This is a genomic window from Rahnella aquatilis CIP 78.65 = ATCC 33071, from assembly GCF_000241955.1.
GTDB lineage: Bacteria > Pseudomonadota > Gammaproteobacteria > Enterobacterales > Enterobacteriaceae > Rahnella > Rahnella aquatilis.
Map to the genome: position 1 here is coordinate 963,021 of NC_016818.1, position 21,168 is coordinate 984,188.

A 21,168-nucleotide genomic window follows, 5' to 3' on the forward strand; every position below is an offset into this window, starting at 1 on the left:
GAAACCCATGGCAGAAGTCGGAATTTTCGTCGGTACGGTATACGGCAATGCGTTACTGGTGGCAGAAGAAGCGGAAACCGTGCTGAAAGGCCAGGGGCATGACGTGAAACTGTTTGAAGAAGGTACGCTGGAAGCCTGGCAATATTACCGTCATCACTTTGTCCTGATTGTAACGTCCACCACCGGCCAGGGCGATTTGCCGGACAGCATCGCGCCTTTGTATGCAGCCATCCGTGACAACGTGGGTTATCAGCCAGAGTTGCGTTACGGTATGATTGCGCTGGGTGATATCAGTTACGATCATTTCTGTGGCGGCGGCCATAAGCTGGATGATTTATTGCAGGAGCAGGGCGCGTCGCGTATCGGCGAAATGCTGGAAATTGATGCGATGGAAACTGCTGAACCGGAAACGGTCGCGATCCCGTGGGTGGAAAAATGGGGACAGTTGCTTAAATAACGTCACGTTCTTTTCCATTCTGCGCACTATAAAAAAGGTCAGGCGAAAGCCTGACCTTTTTTGTATTTACATCTTCTGACCGGAATTTATCAGCGGCCGTTGGTGAGTTTTTCCAGATCAGATTCGATCTCAGAAATTTTATTCGCCACAACGGATTCAAGATGACGCAGGTCATCCAGAATTTTACGCTTCAGATCCACTTCTACCTGATCACGCTGACAGATTTGATCCAGTTCATCAATCACATAGCGCAGATTTGGGCTGATCTCGTGAATTTCTTTATAACCCTGACCGGCATTATCAGCAACGATAGTTTTACGCTGGCGCGGATATTTAAACTTCACGCTTTTAGCAAAAAACTCGCCTTTATCTCTGCGGAAATAGATCTTCAGAATATCGTTATTGGCCTCCTGACGCAGGCTGTAACGATCAATATCGTCGGGATTATTAATGCCCAGGCTTTTCAGATTGTCATACATAGCGCCACCTTCGTTTAGGAGAAAAAATCAGAATGTCATGATGAACTGAACGGCGGCTTTAATCATTGATTAATTGCACCGTTTGCCGTTGAGAAGATAAAAAAATAGCGGGTTATTTTTTAAAACAATACCCGCTATTTTTAAGTTTAGTCGATTGTGCGTAATAACTCATTCAGGCCAGTTTTACCCAGTGTTTTCGCATCCACTTTCTTCACGATAACCGCGCAATACAGGCTGTATTTACCGTCTTTAGAAGGCAGGTTGCCGGAAACAACTACGGAGCCAGCCGGTACGCGGCCGTAATGCACTTCGCCGGTTTCACGGTCATAGATCTTGGTGCTCTGGCCGATGTAAACACCCATGGAAATCACCGAGCCTTCTTCCACGATCACCCCTTCAACGATTTCTGAACGCGCGCCGATGAAGCAGTTGTCTTCGATGATGGTCGGGTTAGCCTGCAGTGGCTCAAGGACGCCGCCGATGCCTACGCCGCCGGACAGATGTACGTTTTTACCAATCTGTGCGCAAGAACCTACGGTCGCCCAGGTATCAACCATGGTGCCTTCATCAACATAAGCGCCGATGTTGACATAAGACGGCATCAGCACGGTGTTACGGGCGATGAATGCGCCTTTACGCACTGCCGCAGGTGGCACCACGCGGAAACCTTCACGCTGGAAACGCGCTTCATCGTAGTCAGCGAATTTCATAGGTACTTTATCGAAGTAACGGCTTTCACCGCCTTCCATCACCTGGTTGTCATTGATTCTGAACGAGAGCAGTACCGCTTTCTTCAGCCACTGATGCGTCACCCATTCGCCATCAATTTTCTCAGCAACGCGCAATTCGCCGCTGTCGATTTTGCTGATAACTTCAGTGATAGCGTCGCGCGTTACGCTGTCAACGTTAGCCGGGGTGATGTCTGCACGGCGCTCGAAGGCTTGTTCAATAACGGTTTGTAGTTGCTGCATCCTGTTCTCTTTCCTGAATTGGTTTTAAAAGATATGGTACTTGTATCACATTTTATCGCCAGGGTTGAGTGCCTCGGTTAACCGGCGTGTGATTTCCTGGCGAGTTTGCTTATCCAGCGCGCGACGCTCGCCATTTGCCAGAATAAATAAATCCTCTACGCGCTCACCGATGGTCGAGATGCGCGCACCGTGCAGCGACAGGCCGAGATCAGAGAAGACTTCCCCGATGCGGGCCAGCAGGCCGGGCTGATCCAGCGCCACCAGTTCCATATACGTCCGGCGGTCAGTATGTGTGGGCAGGAAACTGACTTCGGTCTGCACACTGAAATGACGCAGTTTCGGCGAAGGACGTCGTGCGCGTGGTGGCTGATAAGCCTGCGTCATCGACTGTTCCAGCGCGTAACGAATGGCTTCATGGCGATCTTGTGCCAGCGGGCTGCCGTCCGGTTCCAGCACGATGAAAGTATCCATCGCCATGCCGTCGCGATTGGTGAAAATCTGTGCGTCATGAATGCTCAGGTTACGCCTGTCCAGCTCACCGGCGACGGTAGCAAACAGATAAGGACGATCCGGGCTCCAGATAAATATCTCCGTCCCGCCGCGTGTTGCCTGGCGGCTGACCAGCACCAGTGGTTTGGTGGAGTCGTGTTCCAGCAGATGCCTTGCGTGCCATGCCAGCTGATTGGGCGAGTGACGCAGGAAATAATCCGCACGACAGCGGCTCCAGATCCGGTGCAGCGCTTCTTCGTCAATATTGTCCATGCGCAGCAGGGCCAGTGCCTGCAGACGGTGATGGCGCACGCGCTCGCGCAGATCCGGCGTGTTTTGCATGCCGCGACGCAGTTGTTTTTCGGTGGCGAAATACAGCTCACGTATCAGGCTCTGTTTCCAGCTGTTCCACAGGGTTTCATTGGTTGCGCAAATATCTGCCACGGTCAGGCTGACCAGATAACGCAGGCGCACTTCGGTCTGCATTTCAGCGGCGAATTGCTGAATTTCATTAGGATCCTGAATATCGCGGCGCTGCGCCGTCACTGACATCAGCAGATGACAGCGAACCAGCCACGCCACCAGTTGCGTTTCGCGGGAATTCAGCCCGTGCAGTTCGGCAAATTCCAGCACATCCTGCGCGCCGAGAATCGAGTGATCGCCGCCACGGCCTTTGGCGATGTCGTGGAATAAGGCAGCCATCAGTAACAGCTCTGGCTGTGGCAGCCGCGGATACAGTTCCACGCACAAAGGATGCTTCGGCCGGGTTTCCTCATGGGCAAAGCTTTCAAGTTTTTGCAGAACGCGAATGGTATGTTCATCGACCGTGTACGCGTGGAACAAGTCGAACTGCATTTGCCCGACGATTTGCCCCCATTGCGGCATATACGCCCACAGTACGCTGTGACGGTGCATCGGCACCAGCGCGCGTGACACAGCGCCCGGATGGCGCAGGATTGACATAAACATTTCGCGCGCCTGCGGGATCATGCACAGCGGCTCTTTGAGATGGCGGCGTGCATGGCGCAGCAGACGGACGGTAGTGGAGTAAATCCCTTTAATTTCGCGATGACGCACCATCAGGTGGAACATGCTGATGATCGTTTCCGGACGGCGGTCAAAAAGGGTGCTGTCCCGCAGGTCAATCAGGTCGCCACGCAGCTGGAAATCTTCATCGAGCGGCCGGGGTTTTTCATTCGGGCCGATGGCCAGAATTGCTTCATCGAACAGCTGTAATAACATCTGATTCAGCTCGCCGACCCGGCGGGTCATGCGGTAGAAATCTTTCATCATGCGTTCGACGGGCTGGTTGCCTTCACCCTGATATTGCAACAGTTGCGCCACACTTTGCTGACGGTCAAACAACAGACGGTTGTCGTAGCGCGGCAACAACAAATGCAGGGCAAAACGGATGCGCCACAGGAAGCTCTGGCATTCCAGCAGTTCGTTGCGCTCGGCTTTGGTCAGGAAACCAAAGGCCACCATTTCATCCAGCGATGTGGCGCCAAAATGACGACGGGCCACCCACAATATGGTGTGAATGTCGCGCAGGCCACCGGGGCTGCTTTTGATATCGGGCTCAAGGTTATAACTGGTGCCGTGATAACGCTGATGGCGTTCATTCTGTTCATCAATCTTGGCGCGGAAAAAGTTCGGCGAAGGCCAGAATCCGTCGCTGAAAATGTGTTTTTGCATGCTGAGAAACAGTGCGACATCGCCGCAAATCAGGCGGGATTCGATCAGGTTGGTGGCCACGGTTAAATCAGCCAGTCCTTCCAGCAGACACTCTTCCAGCGTACGCACGCTATGACCGACTTCCAGCTTAAGGTCCCACAGCAATGTAATCAGTTCACCGATCCGCAACGCCTGTTCATCGTTGAGACGTTTCTGGCTGAGCACCAGAACGTCGATATCCGATAAAGGATGCAATTCACCGCGCCCGTAGCCGCCTACGGCCACCATCGCAGTTTCAGGAATATTGTCGAAGCCATAGAACGTCCACAGACGTTGCAACAACTGATCAATGTAATGCGTCCGTGCGTCTACCAGTTCTTCAGCCCGTTGCCCGGCATTGAAGGCATCTGCCAGCCATGCCTGAAATTGTTCCATATGCTGTTTCAGACTCTGACGGTTTAAATCGTCGTCCGGATAGGCAGAAGGGGAGGCAGGTTTTGGCGGGAAAGTGCGGGTGAGATCCTGCGTGGTTTGCAATAGCAGGCTCTTTTCAACCGGGAAGTTTTCAATCATGGATGCGCAGCCCTACACGTGAGAGACCAATAAACGTGAAAGATAAAAAAACCGGCTTTCGCCGGTTTGATTCACAGATTTATACCCTTCTCCGCAGAGCGGGTGACTGTTTAGTCGTGCGTCAGGATAGCCGGGATGGTGTCATCCTTACGCAGCGTCATAATTTCACAACCGTTATCTGTCACCACAATAGTATGCTCGTACTGAGCCGACAAGCTGCGATCTTTAGTTTTTACTGTCCAGCCGTCTTTCATGGTACGGATGCGGTAATCGCCTGCGTTGACCATCGGTTCAACGGTAAACGCCATACCAGCCTGGAGTACAACGCCGCCATCATCCGCATCGTAATGCAGAACCTGAGGCTCCTCGTGGAAACCTTCGCCGATGCCGTGTCCGCAATATTCGCGTACCACAGAGAATTTCTCGGCTTCAACGAATTTCTGGATCTCTTTACCCAACGTGCGCAGGCGGATACCTGGTTTGATCATGCGCAGTGCGATATACAGGCTTTCCTGCGTGATACGGCAAAGACGCTCGCCCAGAATCGTCGGTTTACCGGCGATAAACATTTTGGATGTATCACCGTGGAAGCCGTCTTTAATGACCGTCACGTCGATGTTAACGATGTCGCCATCTTTCAAAATTTTGTCTTCGCTCGGAATACCGTGGCACACCACTTCGTTAACGGAGATACAGACAGATTTCGGGAAACCGTGGTAATCCAGACAGGCAGAAACTGCCTGTTGCTTGTTCACGATGTGATCGGCACAAATGCGATCCAGCTCACCGGTGCTGACGCCCGGTTTAACAAAAGGCTCAATGATTTCCAGCACTTCCGCGGCCAGACGGCCAGCAACGCGCATTTTTTCGATATCTTCAGGGGTTTTGATTGAAATAGCCATGTGTTGTCCTGCGGGTTCTGTGCATCAGGTGTGCTTTATTTCTACACCGATGTCGTCAATAATTAGCTGTCGCTTATGGTATCAGCCCTGATATTTGCTGCCAAACTATCATTTCCCGGGAAGCAATCCGGTGAACAAAAGTTGCTGCCGGGCCGTCATTTATGGTATAAAGCGCGCCGGCAATCCGCTCTGGGTCTTACGACGCTGAGGGATTAAAGCCAAAATCACTCATTGTGTACTTATTAACGTAAGTAATAACACACACGTATCGACACATACGCCGGGGTGCCTTGGGAATTCGTTCTGCAGGGTCGGTTGTATGGGATACGTGGAGGCATAACCCCAACTACTTAATAGAGGTTTTATCATGGCAACTGTTTCCATGCGCGATATGCTCAAGGCCGGTGTTCACTTCGGTCACCAAACCCGTTACTGGAACCCGAAAATGAAGCCATTCATCTTCGGCGCTCGTAACAAGGTTCACATCATCAACCTTGAGAAAACTGTTCCAATGTTCAACGAAGCTCTGGCTGAGTTGCAGAAGATCTCCTCCCGTAAAGGTAAGATCCTGTTCGTTGGTACTAAACGCGCAGCAAGCGAAGCGGTAAAAGAAGCTGCACACAACTGCGACCAGTTCTTCGTGAACCATCGCTGGTTGGGCGGCATGCTGACTAACTGGAAAACCGTTCGTCAGTCCATCAAACGTTTGAAAGATCTGGAAATTCAGTCTCAGGACGGTACCTTCGAGAAGCTGACCAAGAAAGAGGCGCTGATGCGTACTCGTGAACTGGCTAAGCTGGAAAACAGCCTGGGTGGTATCAAGGATATGGGTGGTCTTCCTGATGCTCTGTTCGTTGTCGATGCTGATCACGAACACATTGCAATCAAAGAAGCTAACAACCTGGGTATCCCGGTATTCTCCATTGTTGATACCAACTCCGATCCGGATGGCGTTGACTTTGTTATCCCAGGTAACGATGACGCAATCCGTGCAGTAAATCTGTACCTGAGCGCTGTTGCTGCCACTGTACGTGAAGGCCGTTCGCAAGATCTGGCTGTTCAGGCAGAAGAAAGCTTCGTAGAAGCTGAATAATAAGGCAAGCTCAGCAGAGCCCTTATTAACCAGGTATTGAAATATGTTGGTTAGGGGGCCTTTATTGGCCCCCTTTGCTTATCTTAAATGCGAGAAATATCTCACCGCAAAACCCCTTTTTGCACTGAGATAATCGAGGAAAATACAATGGCTGATATTACCGCTGCCCTGGTAAAAGAACTGCGCGAACGTACTGGCGCTGGCATGATGGATTGTAAGAAAGCTCTGGTTGAAGCTAATGGCGACATCGAGCTGGCAATTGAAAACATGCGTAAATCTGGCGCGATCAAAGCGGCGAAAAAAGCAGGCAACGTAGCTGCTGACGGCGTGATCAAAACTAAAATCGAAGGCAACTTCGGCGTGATTCTGGAAGTTAACTGCCAGACTGACTTCGTGGCTAAAGATGCTGGTTTCCAGGCTTTTGCTGACAAAGTGCTGGACGCTGCTGCTGCAGGCAAAGTGACTGACGTTGAAGTCCTTAAAGCTCAGTTCGAAGAAGAGCGTATTCAGCTGGTTGCTAAAATCGGTGAGAACATCAACATTCGTCGCGTTCAAATCCTTGAAGGCGACGTGCTGGGCAGCTACCTGCACGGCGCACGTATTGGTGTTCTGATTGCTGCTAAAGGCGCTGATGAAGAGCTGGTTAAGCAAATTGCTATGCACGTTGCAGCAAGCAAACCAGAATTCGTTAAGCCTGAAGATGTGTCTGCTGACGTGGTAGAAAAAGAGTACCAGGTTCAGCTGGACATCGCGATGCAGTCTGGCAAGCCGAAAGAAATTGCAGAGAAAATGGTTGAAGGCCGCATGAAGAAATTCACCGGCGAAGTTTCTCTGACTGGTCAGCCTTTCGTTATCGACCCAAGCAAAACTGTGGGCCAGGTTCTGAAAGAACACAACGCTGACGTGATTAACTTCATCCGCTTTGAAGTGGGCGAAGGTATCGAGAAAGTTGAGACTGACTTTGCTGCTGAAGTTGCAGCAATGACTAAACAGTCTTAATCAGTATCTGATACACCCTAAAATGGAACCGCTGCGAAAGGGCGGTTCCGTTTTATCCAGCCCAAATTCCTATTACATTGTGCGTGAAGTCATTCAGACAGCGCTATGATGTAAAGACCGACTATCCATTAAGACACATTGCTTCTAGGACAGACACCATGGCTACCAATGCGAAACCCGTTTATCAACGTATCCTGCTCAAACTTAGTGGCGAAGCCCTGCAGGGTAGTGAAGGTTTTGGTATCGACGCGAGTGTATTAGATCGCATGGCTCAGGAAGTGAAAGAGCTGGTCGAACTCGGCATTCAGGTAGGTGTTGTGATCGGCGGCGGTAACCTGTTCCGCGGCGCGGGTCTGGCACAGGCGGGCATGAATCGTGTTGTAGGCGACCATATGGGGATGCTGGCGACTGTCATGAACGGCCTGGCAATGCGTGATGCATTACACCGTGCCTATGTTAACGCACGCCTGATGTCTGCAATCCCATTGAACGGTGTTTGTGATAATTACAGCTGGGCTGAGGCCATCAGCTTGCTGCGTCATAACCGCGTAGTGATTTTCTCCGCCGGTACCGGCAATCCTTTCTTTACCACTGACTCAGCCGCGTGTTTGCGCGGGATTGAAATCGAAGCTGATGTGGTATTAAAAGCCACCAAAGTTGACGGCGTGTATTCTGCCGATCCGGTGAAGAACCCGGAAGCGACTCTTTACGAAACACTGACCTATCAGGAAGTGCTGGAACAGGAATTGAAAGTGATGGATCTGGCGGCCTTTACGCTGGCCCGCGATCACAACCTGCCAATTCGTGTCTTCAACATGAATAAGCCTGGTGCACTGCGTCGCGTGGTGATGGGTGAAAATGAAGGGACGCTGATTTCTAAAGCGGAATGATCCTTCACAATTGAACATGACGTTCAGCCAGCCTCTGCTGGCATGAGTATTCACGGACTATACTGATGTTATGGTCTGCCAGGTAATCAGCTTTCAAAGGTTCCCAACGTGATTAACGAAATCAAAAAAGACGCTGAAATTCGCATGGAAAAATGCGTTGAATCATTCAAAACGCATATCAGCAAAATTCGTACCGGCCGTGCATCTCCGGGCATTCTGGATGGCATCATGGTGGAATACTATGGTTCAGCCACGCCTCTGCGTCAGCTGGCACAGGTGACGGTGGAAGATTCCCGTACTCTGGCCATCTCTGTTTTTGACCGCTCTATCAGCGCTGCTGTTGAAAAAGCGATCATGACCTCTGATTTGGGTCTGAACCCGTCTTCTGCAGGCGCGACAATCCGTGTTCCATTGCCAGCTCTGACCGAAGAACGTCGTAAAGACTTGATCAAAGTGGTACGTGGTGAAGCAGAGCAAGGCCGGGTATCTGTACGTAACGTCCGCCGTGATGCGAACGATAAAACCAAGGCACTGTTGAAAGATAAAGAAATCAGCGAAGACGAAGACCGTCGTTCTCAGGACGATATTCAGAAACTGACTGATATTTTCATCAAGAAAATCGACGTTGCTCTGAGCGAGAAAGAAGCCGAGTTAATGGAGTTCTAATCCGGCTTGAATCCCTTCCAAAGCGCCGCAATTGCGGCGCTTTGTTTTTATCAGGCTTTAAATTTTTTACCGGTTCGCACAATCTCATAGACAAGCTACATAAGAGGTTTCAGACTGTGCACTTTCCGAATTTACGAGCGCTATCCCGGGCATTTTCATGAAAAAAATGACTATTCTTGGTTCGACAGGGTCTGTCGGCACCAGTACGCTTTCCGTTGTCCGGTCTAATCCTGACGACTTCTCCGTTAAAGCACTGGTTGCAGGGCGCAATGTTGACGTTATGGCGCAGCAGTGCCTTGAGTTTCACCCTGCATACGCTTCGATGGCGGATGAATCTTCTGCCCGTGCGCTGAGAGCCATTCTGGCTGAACAGGGAAGCCGTACCGAGGTGCTTTCGGGCCCTGATGCTGCGACTGAACTGGCTGCTCTTGATGATGTAGATCAGGTGATGTCGTCTATAGTGGGTGCTGCGGGCTTGTTACCGACACTCGCCGCTGTGCGCGCAGGTAAACAGGTTCTTCTGGCGAACAAAGAATCGCTGGTGACCTGCGGGCGCATTTTTATGGATGCTGTCCGCCAGAGCCAGTCTCAGCTATTGCCCATCGACAGTGAACACAATGCAATTTTCCAGAGTTTGCCTGAATCCGTTCAGAGGCAATTGGGATATGCTTCCCTCAAAAGCCATGGGATCTCACGTATTATTTTAACCGGATCCGGTGGTCCGTTCCGCGAATTGCCGTTGGATAAATTCCGCGATGTCACTCCTGATCAGGCTTGCGCGCACCCCAACTGGTCGATGGGGCGTAAAATTTCCGTCGACTCGGCAACCATGATGAACAAAGGGCTGGAGTATATTGAAGCCCGCTGGTTGTTTAATGCCTCTGCTGCTGAAATGGAAGTGATTATCCATCCGCAATCCGTGATCCATTCCATGGTGCGTTATTGCGATGGCAGCGTGCTGGCTCAACTGGGATCGCCGGATATGCGCACCCCGATTGCGCATGCTATGGCATACCCGCGCAGAGTCAGAACCGAAGTCGAAGCCCTGGATTTTTGTAAAATGGGTGCGATGACTTTCAGCGCTCCGGATTATGCCCGTTATCCTTGCTTGCAACTTGCTATCGAAGCCAGCAACACCGGGCAGGCAGCGACGACGGCACTGAATGCCGCGAATGAAATTTCAGTGGCCGCGTTCCTCAATGGCGAGATTCGTTTTACCGACATTGCTTTCCTGAATCGTCAGGTGATGGAGCAGTTAGTGAGTGCTGAACCTGATTCTGTTGAAGAAGTGTTGGAGATAGACGCACAGGCGAGAGCCAGCGCACGTGAGAAACTTCATACATTTGCGCTATAAGGCTGTTTTTGTACTTATGCAGCAGTTTGTTAGCATCACATTGAAATGGTATAGTCTGCGCCACACTGACAGTAGATTTGGCTTTTCAGGGCCTGAGCGTTAAAGGTGGAATCGGTGATCTGTCAGTGTAAGCCGTGCCTGCAAGGGAGACACGGCTTTTTTGCGCGTGTAGTCGCACCAGCGACAGAAAGGTGGGCCGCCAGCTAACTGTTGTGGCGTCCAGCCAGAAGAATGTTATGTCAGCCAGAAAGCCGCTGTGTTCTGATAAAAGGAAATGAGTACGCGTTATGTCCCTCGAAAATCAACAGATGTCTGATATGTGTTGCTCTCAACCTCGCCATGTTGCCATTATCATGGACGGTAACGGACGCTGGGCAAAACGTCAGGGTAAAATGAGGGTATTCGGTCATAAAGCGGGAGTGAAGTCGGTGCGCAAAGCGGTGAGTTTTGCTGCCAGTCATCACCTTGATGCGCTCACGCTTTATGCCTTTAGCAGTGAAAACTGGAATCGTCCGGCTCAGGAAGTCTCTGCATTGATGGAGTTGTTTGTCCGTGCATTAGACAGTGAAGTCAAAAGCTTGCATAAACATAATGTCAGGCTTCGGGTCATTGGCGACGTGAGTCGCTTTAGTGCTCGTCTGCAGGAACGTATTCGTCGTTCAGAAACACTTACTCAAAATAACGACGGTCTTACCCTGAACATTGCCGCGAATTACGGTGGCCGATGGGATATTATTCAAGGCGTTAAGACGCTGGCGGGGCAGGTTGAAGCCGGCACACTGCGGGCAGAACAGATTACAGAAGAATTGCTGAATTCAGCGGTCTGTATGAGCGAACTGGCACCCGTCGATTTGGTGATCAGAACCGGTGGGGAACATAGGATCAGTAACTTTTTGCTGTGGCAAATTGCCTACGCGGAGCTGTACTTTACCGATGTCCTCTGGCCTGATTTTGATGAAAATACCTTTGAAGGTGCGCTGACGGCTTTTGCTCAACGCGAGCGCCGCTTCGGGGGGACCACACCTATCGGCGCCAATGCGTCCTAGGGAGAACATTTGCTGAAGTATCGCATTATCACAGCTCTGATTTTAATACCGATTGTTATTGCAGCACTCTTTCTATTACCGCCTGTCGGTTTTGCCATCGTGACATTAGTTGTATGCATGTTGGCAGCGTGGGAGTGGGGCCAACTGGCCGGTTTTGCAAGCCGTAATCAGCGCATCTGGCTGGCTATATTATGTGGTTTCCTTCTGGCAGCGATGATGCTGAGCATACCGGCTTACCAGCAAAGCGTGCATCTGTTGCAAGTCGGGGGCTCATTATGGGCAGCGCTTGCGTGGTGGTGTCTGGCACTGGTGCTGGTGGTCGGGTATCCGGCTTCGGCAGCCTTTTGGCGCCATTCCCGTGTGCTGCGTTTGGTCTTTGGCATACTGACCATTGTGCCGTTTTTCTGGGGCATGGTCGCACTGCGCCAATACGGTTATGCAGAAAATCATCATACTGGCGCATGGTGGTTGTTATATGTGATGCTACTGGTCTGGGGTGCAGATTCCGGCGCTTACCTGTTTGGTAAATTATTGGGTAAGCATAAACTGGCACCTAAAGTATCTCCGGGGAAAACCTGGGAAGGATTTGCTGGCGGTCTTCTGACTTCAGCCGTCATAGCCTGGCTATTCGGCCGCTATGCACCACTTGATGTGGTACCTTCAACTTTATTGATTTGTTCTGTTGTTGCTGCACTGGCTTCTGTGCTGGGCGACCTGACGGAAAGTATGTTCAAACGCGAGGCAGGCATCAAAGACAGCGGTCATATGATCCCTGGTCATGGCGGAATACTGGATCGTATCGACAGCCTGACGGCTGCGGTACCTGTATTCGCTTGTCTGATGCTGTTAGTGTATTAATCCGTCCCTGACGGTGAAGTTTTCTAAGGAATAGTTAGACATATGATGAACATACTCTGGAGCCTGGCCGCCTTTATCGTCGCATTGGGGGTGCTTATCACCGTGCACGAGTTCGGCCATTTCTGGGTTGCTCGTCGTTGTGGTGTGCGTGTCGAACGTTTTTCTGTTGGTTTTGGACGTGCACTATGGCGCCGGACCGACCGTCAGGGAACAGAGTATGTTCTGGCCATCATTCCTCTCGGGGGCTACGTTAAGATGCTCGACGAGCGCGTCGAGGCTGTAGCGCCTGAATTCCGTCATCAATCTTTCAATAACAAAAAAATCTGGCAACGTGCTGCTATCATCAGCGCCGGGCCGATCGCTAATTTCATTTTTGCTGTTTTTGCTTACTGGCTGGTCTTCGTCATCGGCGTGCCAAGCGTGCGTCCGGTTGTGGCAAATGTCACTGCAAATTCAATTGCCGCACAATCCAATATTTCACCTGGAATGGAACTAAAGTCTGTTGCTGGTATCGAAACGCCTGATTGGGATTCAGTTCGTATGGCGTTAGTCGGCGAAATTGGTGATGACCAAACGACGGTGGGTGTGGCGCAATTTGGCTCCTCACAGGTTGTTGAGAAAACTCTGGATTTGCGTCAATGGCAGTTTGATCCTGAGAAGCAGGATCCGGTGGTGTCTCTGGGTATGATTCCGAGAGGGCCGCAGATAGAATCTGTTCTGCAGGAGGTGCAGCCAGATTCAGCCGCTCAAAAGGCGGGTTTGCAAGCCGGGGACAGGATCGTTAAAGTCGATGGTCAGATTCTGGAAAGTTGGCAGTCTTTTGTCATCCAGGTAAGGGACAATCCGGGCAAACCGATAGCACTGGAAGTTGAAAGGGCGGGAAATCCTGTCACGTTAACACTGACGCCGGACACGAAGTCCGCAGGCAAAGGCAAGATACAGGGTTTTGCTGGTGTGGTACCGAAAGTGATACCGCTGCCTGATGAATATAAAACAATCCGTCAGTATGGTCCGTTTGTGGCGTTTTATGAGGCCGGGGATAAAACCTGGCAACTGATGAAACTCACCGTGAGCATGCTGGGTAAGTTAATGACCGGAGATGTGAAGCTGAACAATCTGAGTGGCCCAATATCCATCGCACAGGGCGCAGGAATGTCAGCTGAATATGGTTTGGTGTCTTACCTCACGTTTTTGGCGCTCATTAGCGTCAATCTGGGGATCATCAACCTCTTCCCATTACCGGTATTAGATGGTGGACACCTGCTGTTTCTCGCAATAGAAAAGCTTAAAGGTGGGCCAGTTTCCGAGCGAGTTCAGGACTTCAGTTACCGCATTGGTTCAGTTTTGCTGGTGTTGTTGATGGGGCTTGCACTTTTCAATGATTTCTCCCGTCTTTAAGGCCGGAGATTAGGTTAGGAAGAACGCATAACAACGATGGCGATCAAAAAGTTGCTCATAGCGTCGCTGCTGTTTGGCAGCGCCACCGTATACGGTGCAGACGGTTTCGTAGTGAAAGATATTCATTTCGAAGGCCTGCAGCGAGTTGCCGTCGGTGCGGCGTTACTCAATATGCCGGTTCGCGTCGGTGATACGGTGACTGACGATGATATCAGTAATACCATTCGTGCCTTGTTTGCCACTGGCAACTTCGAGGACGTACGTGTCCTGCGCGATGGTAATTCTCTGATTGTTCAGGTCAAAGAACGTCCAACAATTGCCAGCATTACTTTCTCCGGTAACAAATCGGTGAAAGATGACATGCTGAAGCAAAACCTGGAGGCCTCTGGCGTCCGCGTTGGCGAAGCCCTTGACCGTACAACCATCGGCAGCATCGAGAAAGGTCTCGAAGACTTCTATTACAGCGTCGGTAAATACAGTGCATCGGTAAAAGCGGTTGTGACCCCTTTGCCACGTAACCGTGTTGATCTGAAGCTGGTCTTCACCGAAGGTGTTTCTGCCAAAATTCAGCAGATCAACATTGTGGGTAACCATGCCTTTACGACCGATGATCTGATTTCACGCTTCCAGCTGCGTGATGAAGTGCCATGGTGGAACGTGGTCGGTGACCGTAAATATCAGAAACAAAAACTCGCGGGTGACCTTGAAACCCTGCGCAGTTTCTATCTGGATCGCGGTTATGCCCGTTTCAACATTGATTCGACTCAGGTCAGCCTGACGCCGGACAAAAAAGGCATCTATATTACGCTGAACATCACAGAAGGTGAGCAATACAAACTTTCTGGCGTTGAAGTGACTGGCAGCATGGCGGGCCACTCAGCAGAAGTTCAAAGCCTGACTAAAATTGATAAGGGCGAGCTGTATAACGGCGCCAAAGTCACCAAAATGGAAAACGACATCAAGCAGATGCTGGGTCGTTATGGCTATGCCTATCCGCGTGTGACGACACAGCCAGAAATTAATGATGCAGACAAGACCGTCAAACTGCATATCAACGTTGATGCGGGGAACCGTTTCTATGTCCGTCACATCCGTTTTGAAGGTAATGACACCAGTAAGGACAGCGTACTGCGCCGTGAAATGCGTCAGATGGAAGGTGCCTGGTTGGGCAACGATCTGGTCGATAAAGGCAAAGAGCGTCTGAACCGTCTGGGTTATTTCGAAACGGTTGATGTTGATACGCAGCGTGTTCCAGGTTCGCCTGATCAGGTTGATGTTGTCTACAAAGTGAAAGAACGTAACACAGGTAGCTTCAACTTCGGTGTGGGTTACGGTACGGAGAGTGGTGTCAGCTTCCAGGTGGGTGTCCAGCAGGATAACTGGCTGGGTACGGGTAATTCTGTTGGCATCAGTGGTACGAAAAATGACTACCAGACATATGCAGAATTCACTATCACTGACCCTTACTTCACCGTAGATGGCGTAAGTCTGGGTGGTCGTATCTTCTATAACGACTTCAAAGCAGATGATGCAGATCTCTCCAGCTATACCAACAGAAGTTATGGTATTGGCGGTAATCTTGGTTTCCCAATCAATGAAAATAACTCATTGCGCCTGGGTATGGATTACGTACACAACGATCTGTCCAATATGGAACCCCAGATCGCCATGTTCCGTTATCTGAACTCTGTCGGGCTGAAGCCGCCGGTGACCACCAGTGATAACGCTGATGCTGACTTCAGTGCGGATGACTTCTTTGCCAATATCGGCTGGGGTTATAACAACCTCGACCGAGGCTACTTCCCGACATCCGGGACGAAAGCCAGCCTTAACGGTAAAGTGACTGTTCCGGGTTCTGATAACGAATATTATAAAATTACATTTGATTCAACCAGTTATATGCCGCTAAATCAGGACCGTGACTGGGTGCTGATGGGCCGTGCGCGTGCAGGTTACGCAGATGGTCTTGGCGGTAAAGAAGTGCCGTTCTACGACAACTTCTATGCCGGTGGTTCAAGCAGTGTTCGTGGTTTCCAGTCGAACACCATTGGTCCGAAAGCGGCATATTATAAGTGTACTACGGCTAACACGTCTTACAGCGGCTGTCCGATTGATAACTCAAACGACGCAGTTGGCGGTAACGCAATGGCAGTATTGAGTGCTGAACTGATTGTTCCTACTCCATTTGTTAGTGAGAAATACGCTAACTCATTGCGTACTTCCCTGTTCGTGGACAGCGGTACTGTTTGGGATACCGGTTGGGAAAACACCCCGCAGACTATTGCGGCAGGCGTTCCTGATTACAGTAAACCAGGTAACATTCGTGTTTCTTCGGGTCTTGCGTTGCAGTGGATGTCTCCACTTGGACCATTGGTCTTCTCCTACGCACAACCGGTCAAGAAATATGAAGGCGATAAGGCAGAACAGTTCCAGTTTAACATTGGTAAAACCTGGTAACGTTCTGTCCGGGCAGAAGTTGTTCAGCAGAATCGCAATGGCCTGATGCAAAATCTCATACACGGGTTTCGGCCCGTGTATTGTTTTCATATCAGGTGTTTTGTGTAATTTAATGTGCCACATGGCACAACGGGTGATGGAAGGAGTTTATAGTGAAAAAGTGGTTATATGCCGCAGGCCTCGGTTTAGTTATGGCTTCTTCAGCTAGCGTTCAGGCTGCTGATAAAATTGCTATCGTTAACGTAGCAAGTATTTTCCAACAAATGCCTGCTCGTGAAGCTGTAGCAAAACAGCTGGAAAACGAGTTCAAAAGCCGTGCGACAGATTTGCAATCTCAGGAACGTGATCTGCAAACCAAAATGCAACGTCTGCAACGCGATGGCTCTACAATGAAAGCCAGCGATCGTTCTAAACTTGAAAAAGACGTGATGGCTCAGCGTGAAGCATTCTCTGCAAAAGCGCAGCAGTTCGATCAGGATAACCGTCGTCGTCAGGGTGAAGAACGTAACAAAATTCTGAGCCGTATTCAGGACGCTGTGAAAACTGTAGCAAGTAAAGAAGGTTATGACGTTGTTATCGATGCTAATGCCATTGCATATGCTGACAATAGCAAAGACATTACTGCTGATGTGCTGAAACAGGTTAAATAAACATGTCTTCAATTCGACTGGCTGATCTCGCACAGCAGTTGGATGCACAATTGCACGGTGATGGCGAAGTTGCCATCACCGGCGTTGCTTCAATGCATTCCGCACACTCTGAGCAAATCACGTTTTTATCAAACAGCCGTTACCGTGAACAGTTGGCTTCCTGCAATGCAGGCGCCGTAGTGTTGACCGAAGCGGATCTGCCATTTTGCCCTACAGCGGCATTAGTGGTTAAAAACCCTTACCTGACGTATGCGCGTATGGCGCAATTGCTGGATACTACGCCAGCACCCGCACAGAATATCGCGGCGAGTGCGGTGATATCAGACAGTGCAACATTAGGTAAGAATGTCTCGGTTGGCGCAAATGCAGTCATCGAATCAGGCGTTGTATTGGGTGACAATGTTGTCATCGGTGCAGGCTGCTTTATCGGTAAAGAGGCAAAAATAGGCGCTGGCACACGGTTATGGGCCAATGTTTCTATTTATCACCGCGTTGAAATTGGCGAACAGTGCCTGATCCAGTCAGGTACGGTGATCGGTGCTGATGGTTTTGGTTATGCCAACGATCGCGGCAACTGGATCAAAATCCCTCAGTTGGGCACTGTCATTATCGGTGACCGTGTTGAAATTGGTGCCTGTACCACGATTGACCGTGGCGCACTGGATGACACCATCATTAGCAATGGCGTCATCATTGATAACCAATGCCAGATTGCACACAACGTCGTGATTGGAGACAATACGGCGGTTGCTGGCGGAGTTATTATGGCCGGTAGTCTGAAAATTGGACGCTACTGCCAGATTGGCGGAGCCAGTGTTATCAATGGTCACATGGAGATCTGTGATCAGGCCGTAGTGACGGGAATGGGAATGGTAATGCGACCAATCACTGAACCTGGGGTATACTCCTCCGGTATTCCGTTACAACCGAATAAAGTTTGGCGTAAGACGGCTGCATTGGTAATGAATATCGATGAGATGAATAAGCGCCTGAAAGCTGTCGAGCGTAAAATCGAAAAAGATTAATTACCACCTACGGTGCTGCTTTGTGTTCCCTTCGTTGAGTGAACCTGCGACATACGTTCCTATTTGCGGCCTGCCTGATGACCTTCTTTTGGGGTCTGGCAGGCCGTGTTATTGATGCCATCAGTTTTTATAGACAGGAAGAGTATTTTGACTACTGACACTCATACTCTGCATATTGAAGAGATACTGGATTTACTGCCACACCGTTACCCGTTTTTACTGGTTGATCGCGTGTTGGATTTTGAAAAAGGGAAATTTTTGCGCGCTGTGAAAAACGTTTCTTTTAATGAACCGTTCTTCCAGGGGCACTTCCCGGGCAAACCGATTTTCCCTGGCGTTTTGATTCTGGAAGCGATGGCTCAGGCCACCGGCATTCTGGCGTTTAAAAGCGTGGGAAAACTGGAACCGGGCGAATTGTATTATTTTGCAGCAATCGACGATGCACGCTTTAAACGTCCGGTCTTACCGGGTGACCAGATGGTTCTGGAAGTTGAATTCATTAAAGAGCGTCGTGGCGTTGCTCGTTTCAAAGGTGTCGCGAAAGTCGATGGCGAGATCGCTTGCGAGGCATCAATGATGTGCGCCCGCCGCCGGGAGTCTTAATACATGATTGATAAAACCGCCTTTATTCATCCAAGCGCTATTGTTGAAGACGGTGCCGTTATTGGTGCCGGAGTTCATATCGGTCCTTTCTGCTACGTGGGTTCCCAGGTAGAAATTGGTGAAGGTACCGAGCTTAAATCACACGTAGTTCTTAATGGCGTGACCAAAATTGGTCGCGATAACCGCATTTTCCAGTTCGTTTCCATTGGTGAAGTTAACCAGGATCTGAAATATGCCGGTGAACCAACACGCGTTGAGGTCGGCGATCGCAACAATATTCGTGAGAGCGTTACCATTCATCGTGGTACCGTTCAGGGCGGTGGTCTGACAAAAGTGGGTAGTGATAACCTGTTGATGGTTAACGCACATATTGCCCACGATTGTGTCATTGGTAATCGCTGTATTCTGGCGAACAACGCGACCCTCGGTGGTCACGTTGAGATTGATGATTTCGCGATCATTGGCGGTATGACGGCGGTGCATCAGTTCTGTATTATCGGCGCGCATGTGATGGTGGGCGGATGTTCCGGAGTTGCTCAGGATGTTCCTCCGTTTGTCATTGCGCAGGGTAACCACGCAACACCTTTCGGCATTAATATCGAAGGGCTTAAGCGTCGTGGTTTCGAAAAAGCCGATCTGCATGCTATCCGCAATGCTTATAAGTTACTGTACCGCAGCGGTAAAACGCTGGAAGAAGCACAACCGGAAATCGCTGCTATCGCGGCTGAATTCCCGAAAGCTAAACCCTTCAGTGATTTCTTTGGCCGCTCAACGCGCGGCATTATTCGCTGATCTGCGCTACGGAAAACAATGCAAAAGCCTGTTCTGACAGTTGGTCTGGTGGCTGGAGAAACGTCCGGTGACATTCTTGGCGCCGGGCTGATTCGAGCCTTGAAGAAGCATCATCCTGATGCCCGTTTTGTGGGTGTCGCAGGTCCGCTGATGCAGGCGGAAGGATGCGAAGCCTGGTACGAAATGGAAGAACTGGCGGTAATGGGCGTGGTAGAAGTTCTTGAACGGCTGCCACGCTTATTGAAAATCCGCAAAGATCTGACCCGTCGTTTTAGCGAACTGAAGCCGGATGTTTTCGTAGGCATTGATGCGCCTGACTTCAATATCACGCTTGAAGGTCGTTTGAAGCAGCGCGGGATCCGTACTATTCACTATGTCAGCCCCTCTGTCTGGGCCTGGCGCCAAAAACGTGTTTTCAAAATCGGGAAGGCCACTGATCTGGTTTTGGCATTCCTGCCTTTTGAAAAAGCGTTTTATGACAAATTTAATGTTCCCTGTCGTTTCATTGGTCATACGATGGCCGATGCGATGCCGTTGCATCCTGATAAACAGGCCGCACGTTTGTCACTCGGTATTCCTGAAGATGTGCATTGCCTCGCTTTGCTGCCAGGAAGTCGTCATGCTGAAGTGGAAATGCTCAGCGCGGATTTTCTAAAAACAGCTTTGCAGCTACGACAAACTTATCCTGATTTACATGTCGTTGTGCCTCTGGTGAATGCCAAACGTCGCGAGCAGTTTGAACGTATTAAGGCTGAAATAGCGCCTGATCTTCCTGCGCATTTGCTCGATGGGAAAGGTCGGGAAGCGATGATCGCCAGCGATGCCGCTTTGCTGGCATCGGGAACGGCAGCGCTGGAATGTATGCTGGCAAAATGCCCGATGGTCGTGGGCTACCGTATGAAGCCTTTCACTTTCTGGCTGGCAGAGCGTCTGGTGAAAACACCTTATGTTTCATTGCCAAATCTGCTGGCACGGCGGGAAATTGTCACCGAATTACTGCAAACCGAATGTGTACCTGACAAACTTTCTGCTGCGTTGCTGCCTTTATTGGCTGGTGGCGAGAAAAGTCAGGCACTGCGTAAGACGTTCCTTGAACTGCATGAAAGTATCCGCCGTGACGCAGACGAACAGGCTGCTCAGGCCGTCATGGAGCTGGCAAAGCGATGAGTGATGTATTTATTTATCCGCAAGCTGTCTGTATTGCTGGCGTGGATGAGGTGGGACGCGGCCCCTTAGTGGGTGCAGTCGTCACCGCTGCTGTGATTCTTGATCCTGCTAACCCGATTGTCGGGCTGGCAGACTCCAAGAAACTCTCTGAAAAGCGCCGCGAGGCGTTGTACATCGAAATCAAAGAGAAAGCGCTGGCCTGGAGTCTCGGGCGAGCTGAACCGCATGAAATTGATGAACTGAATATTCTGCATGCCACTATGCTGGCAATGCAAAGAGCCGTTGCCGGTTTGTGCATCACGCCAGATATGGTGCTGATTGATGGTAACCGCTGTCCTAAACTTCCAATGGCTTCACTGGCGGTAGTGAAAGGGGACAGCAAAGTCGCAGAAATCAGCGCCGCCTCAATTCTGGCTAAAGTCACCCGCGACCGCGAAATGGTTGAACTGGATCTTCAGTTCCCTGAATATGGTTTTGCGAAGCACAAAGGCTATCCGACGCCGGTGCATCTTGAAAGCCTTGCCCGTCTTGGCGCCACTACGCACCACCGTCGAAGTTTCTCTCCGGTGAAACGCGCGCTCGGGCTGGCATAACGCGTCATTTGTCCCTGCCCGTTTTTATTGCT

At 50.4% G+C, this 21,168-nt stretch carries 20 protein-coding genes; 16 read left to right on the top strand and 4 right to left on the bottom strand.

What is annotated here, in order from left to right; translation table 11 throughout:
* Nucleotides 1-7 precede the first annotated feature (7 nt).
* A complete protein-coding gene (locus RAHAQ2_RS04415; protein WP_015696088.1) occupies nucleotides 8-457 on the top strand; it encodes a flavodoxin in 450 nt (149 codons plus the stop codon).
* A gap of 89 nt (nucleotides 458-546) precedes the next feature.
* Here RAHAQ2_RS04415 and RAHAQ2_RS04420 read toward each other — a convergent pair whose 3' ends face one another.
* From RAHAQ2_RS04420 to map, 4 genes are all read right to left on the bottom strand, one after another.
* Nucleotides 547-936, bottom strand: coding sequence for a DUF3461 family protein (locus tag RAHAQ2_RS04420; RefSeq protein WP_013574189.1), 390 nt, complete (start codon nucleotides 934-936; stop codon nucleotides 547-549).
* Nucleotides 937-1,082: 146 nt separating this feature from the next.
* Nucleotides 1,083-1,907 (bottom strand): 2,3,4,5-tetrahydropyridine-2,6-dicarboxylate N-succinyltransferase, encoded by an 825-nt coding sequence (gene dapD / locus RAHAQ2_RS04425; protein ID WP_013574190.1) that lies wholly within the window; start codon nucleotides 1,905-1,907, stop codon nucleotides 1,083-1,085.
* 45 nt (nucleotides 1,908-1,952) lie between these two features.
* Nucleotides 1,953-4,643 carry a bifunctional uridylyltransferase/uridylyl-removing protein GlnD gene (glnD, locus tag RAHAQ2_RS04430; protein ID WP_015696089.1) on the bottom strand — a complete coding sequence of 897 codons (2,691 nt, stop codon included), beginning with the start codon at nucleotides 4,641-4,643 and terminating at the stop codon, nucleotides 1,953-1,955.
* A gap of 110 nt (nucleotides 4,644-4,753) precedes the next feature.
* Nucleotides 4,754-5,545, bottom strand: coding sequence for a type I methionyl aminopeptidase (gene map / locus RAHAQ2_RS04435; protein ID WP_015696090.1), 792 nt, complete (start codon nucleotides 5,543-5,545; stop codon nucleotides 4,754-4,756).
* A 367-nt stretch (nucleotides 5,546-5,912) separates the two neighbouring features.
* Between map and rpsB the strand changes: the two genes are divergently transcribed.
* From rpsB to rnhB, 15 genes are all read left to right on the top strand, one after another.
* Nucleotides 5,913-6,638 carry a 30S ribosomal protein S2 gene (gene rpsB / locus RAHAQ2_RS04440; RefSeq protein WP_015696091.1) on the top strand — a complete coding sequence of 242 codons (726 nt, stop codon included), beginning with the start codon at nucleotides 5,913-5,915 and terminating at the stop codon, nucleotides 6,636-6,638.
* A gap of 147 nt (nucleotides 6,639-6,785) precedes the next feature.
* On the top strand, nucleotides 6,786-7,637 hold the full coding sequence (gene tsf, locus RAHAQ2_RS04445) for a translation elongation factor Ts (protein ID WP_015696092.1): 852 nt from the start codon (nucleotides 6,786-6,788) through the stop codon (nucleotides 7,635-7,637).
* A gap of 158 nt (nucleotides 7,638-7,795) precedes the next feature.
* Nucleotides 7,796-8,527 carry a UMP kinase gene (pyrH, locus tag RAHAQ2_RS04450; RefSeq protein WP_013574195.1) on the top strand — a complete coding sequence of 244 codons (732 nt, stop codon included), beginning with the start codon at nucleotides 7,796-7,798 and terminating at the stop codon, nucleotides 8,525-8,527.
* Nucleotides 8,528-8,635: 108 nt separating this feature from the next.
* A complete protein-coding gene (gene frr, locus RAHAQ2_RS04455) occupies nucleotides 8,636-9,193 on the top strand; it encodes a ribosome recycling factor (protein WP_013574196.1) in 558 nt (185 codons plus the stop codon).
* A 157-nt stretch (nucleotides 9,194-9,350) separates the two neighbouring features.
* A complete protein-coding gene (gene ispC, locus RAHAQ2_RS04460) occupies nucleotides 9,351-10,547 on the top strand; it encodes a 1-deoxy-D-xylulose-5-phosphate reductoisomerase (protein WP_015696093.1) in 1,197 nt (398 codons plus the stop codon).
* Nucleotides 10,548-10,834: 287 nt separating this feature from the next.
* Nucleotides 10,835-11,593: a (2E,6E)-farnesyl-diphosphate-specific ditrans,polycis-undecaprenyl-diphosphate synthase gene (gene ispU, locus RAHAQ2_RS04465; protein WP_015696094.1), complete on the top strand. Its 759-nt coding sequence runs from the start codon at nucleotides 10,835-10,837 to the stop codon at nucleotides 11,591-11,593.
* A 9-nt stretch (nucleotides 11,594-11,602) separates the two neighbouring features.
* Nucleotides 11,603-12,451 carry a phosphatidate cytidylyltransferase gene (gene cdsA / locus RAHAQ2_RS04470; protein ID WP_015696095.1) on the top strand — a complete coding sequence of 283 codons (849 nt, stop codon included), beginning with the start codon at nucleotides 11,603-11,605 and terminating at the stop codon, nucleotides 12,449-12,451.
* 42 nt (nucleotides 12,452-12,493) lie between these two features.
* Complete coding sequence (rseP, locus tag RAHAQ2_RS04475) at nucleotides 12,494-13,849, top strand: sigma E protease regulator RseP (RefSeq protein WP_015696096.1); 1,356 nt, start codon at nucleotides 12,494-12,496, stop codon at nucleotides 13,847-13,849.
* Nucleotides 13,850-13,885: 36 nt separating this feature from the next.
* A complete protein-coding gene (bamA, locus tag RAHAQ2_RS04480) occupies nucleotides 13,886-16,306 on the top strand; it encodes an outer membrane protein assembly factor BamA (RefSeq protein WP_015696097.1) in 2,421 nt (806 codons plus the stop codon).
* 152 nt (nucleotides 16,307-16,458) lie between these two features.
* Nucleotides 16,459-16,956, top strand: a complete 498-nt coding sequence (gene skp / locus RAHAQ2_RS04485) for a molecular chaperone Skp (RefSeq protein ID WP_013574202.1) — start codon at nucleotides 16,459-16,461, stop codon at nucleotides 16,954-16,956.
* Nucleotides 16,957-16,958: 2 nt separating this feature from the next.
* The gene (gene lpxD, locus RAHAQ2_RS04490; RefSeq protein ID WP_015696098.1) at nucleotides 16,959-17,981 is read left to right on the top strand and encodes a UDP-3-O-(3-hydroxymyristoyl)glucosamine N-acyltransferase; all 1,023 of its coding nucleotides are present in this window, start codon (nucleotides 16,959-16,961) and stop codon (nucleotides 17,979-17,981) included.
* A gap of 114 nt (nucleotides 17,982-18,095) precedes the next feature.
* Nucleotides 18,096-18,584 carry a 3-hydroxyacyl-ACP dehydratase FabZ gene (gene fabZ, locus RAHAQ2_RS04495; protein WP_086935265.1) on the top strand — a complete coding sequence of 163 codons (489 nt, stop codon included), beginning with the start codon at nucleotides 18,096-18,098 and terminating at the stop codon, nucleotides 18,582-18,584.
* A 3-nt stretch (nucleotides 18,585-18,587) separates the two neighbouring features.
* The gene (gene lpxA, locus RAHAQ2_RS04500) at nucleotides 18,588-19,376 is read left to right on the top strand and encodes an acyl-ACP--UDP-N-acetylglucosamine O-acyltransferase (protein ID WP_015696099.1); all 789 of its coding nucleotides are present in this window, start codon (nucleotides 18,588-18,590) and stop codon (nucleotides 19,374-19,376) included.
* A gap of 18 nt (nucleotides 19,377-19,394) precedes the next feature.
* Nucleotides 19,395-20,543: a lipid-A-disaccharide synthase gene (gene lpxB, locus RAHAQ2_RS04505; protein ID WP_015696100.1), complete on the top strand. Its 1,149-nt coding sequence runs from the start codon at nucleotides 19,395-19,397 to the stop codon at nucleotides 20,541-20,543.
* Complete coding sequence (rnhB, locus tag RAHAQ2_RS04510) at nucleotides 20,540-21,136, top strand: ribonuclease HII (RefSeq protein WP_015696101.1); 597 nt, start codon at nucleotides 20,540-20,542, stop codon at nucleotides 21,134-21,136. Before lpxB ends, rnhB begins: the two co-directional genes overlap by 4 nt.
* The last annotated feature ends 32 nt before the right edge of the window (nucleotides 21,137-21,168 follow it).

Excerpts from the sequence above, each read along its gene's own strand:
- map (WP_015696090.1), bottom strand. The coding sequence starts at position 5,545 with ATGGCTATTTCAATCAAAACCCCTGAAGATATCGAAAAAATGCGCGTT.
- lpxB (WP_015696100.1), top strand. The coding sequence starts at position 19,395 with ATGCAAAAGCCTGTTCTGACAGTTGGTCTGGTGGCTGGAGAAACGTCC.
- ispU (WP_015696094.1), top strand. The coding sequence starts at position 10,835 with ATGTCCCTCGAAAATCAACAGATGTCTGATATGTGTTGCTCTCAACCT.
- bamA (WP_015696097.1), top strand. The coding sequence starts at position 13,886 with ATGGCGATCAAAAAGTTGCTCATAGCGTCGCTGCTGTTTGGCAGCGCC.
- tsf (WP_015696092.1), top strand. The coding sequence starts at position 6,786 with ATGGCTGATATTACCGCTGCCCTGGTAAAAGAACTGCGCGAACGTACT.
- dapD (WP_013574190.1), bottom strand. The coding sequence starts at position 1,907 with ATGCAGCAACTACAAACCGTTATTGAACAAGCCTTCGAGCGCCGTGCA.
- glnD (WP_015696089.1), bottom strand. The coding sequence starts at position 4,643 with ATGATTGAAAACTTCCCGGTTGAAAAGAGCCTGCTATTGCAAACCACG.
- RAHAQ2_RS04415 (WP_015696088.1), top strand. The coding sequence starts at position 8 with ATGGCAGAAGTCGGAATTTTCGTCGGTACGGTATACGGCAATGCGTTA.
- lpxD (WP_015696098.1), top strand. The coding sequence starts at position 16,959 with ATGTCTTCAATTCGACTGGCTGATCTCGCACAGCAGTTGGATGCACAA.
- fabZ (WP_086935265.1), top strand. The coding sequence starts at position 18,096 with ATGCCATCAGTTTTTATAGACAGGAAGAGTATTTTGACTACTGACACT.
- rpsB (WP_015696091.1), top strand. The coding sequence starts at position 5,913 with ATGGCAACTGTTTCCATGCGCGATATGCTCAAGGCCGGTGTTCACTTC.
- lpxA (WP_015696099.1), top strand. The coding sequence starts at position 18,588 with ATGATTGATAAAACCGCCTTTATTCATCCAAGCGCTATTGTTGAAGAC.
- pyrH (WP_013574195.1), top strand. The coding sequence starts at position 7,796 with ATGGCTACCAATGCGAAACCCGTTTATCAACGTATCCTGCTCAAACTT.
- rnhB (WP_015696101.1), top strand. The coding sequence starts at position 20,540 with ATGAGTGATGTATTTATTTATCCGCAAGCTGTCTGTATTGCTGGCGTG.
- ispC (WP_015696093.1), top strand. The coding sequence starts at position 9,351 with ATGAAAAAAATGACTATTCTTGGTTCGACAGGGTCTGTCGGCACCAGT.
- rseP (WP_015696096.1), top strand. The coding sequence starts at position 12,494 with ATGATGAACATACTCTGGAGCCTGGCCGCCTTTATCGTCGCATTGGGG.
- RAHAQ2_RS04420 (WP_013574189.1), bottom strand. The coding sequence starts at position 936 with ATGTATGACAATCTGAAAAGCCTGGGCATTAATAATCCCGACGATATT.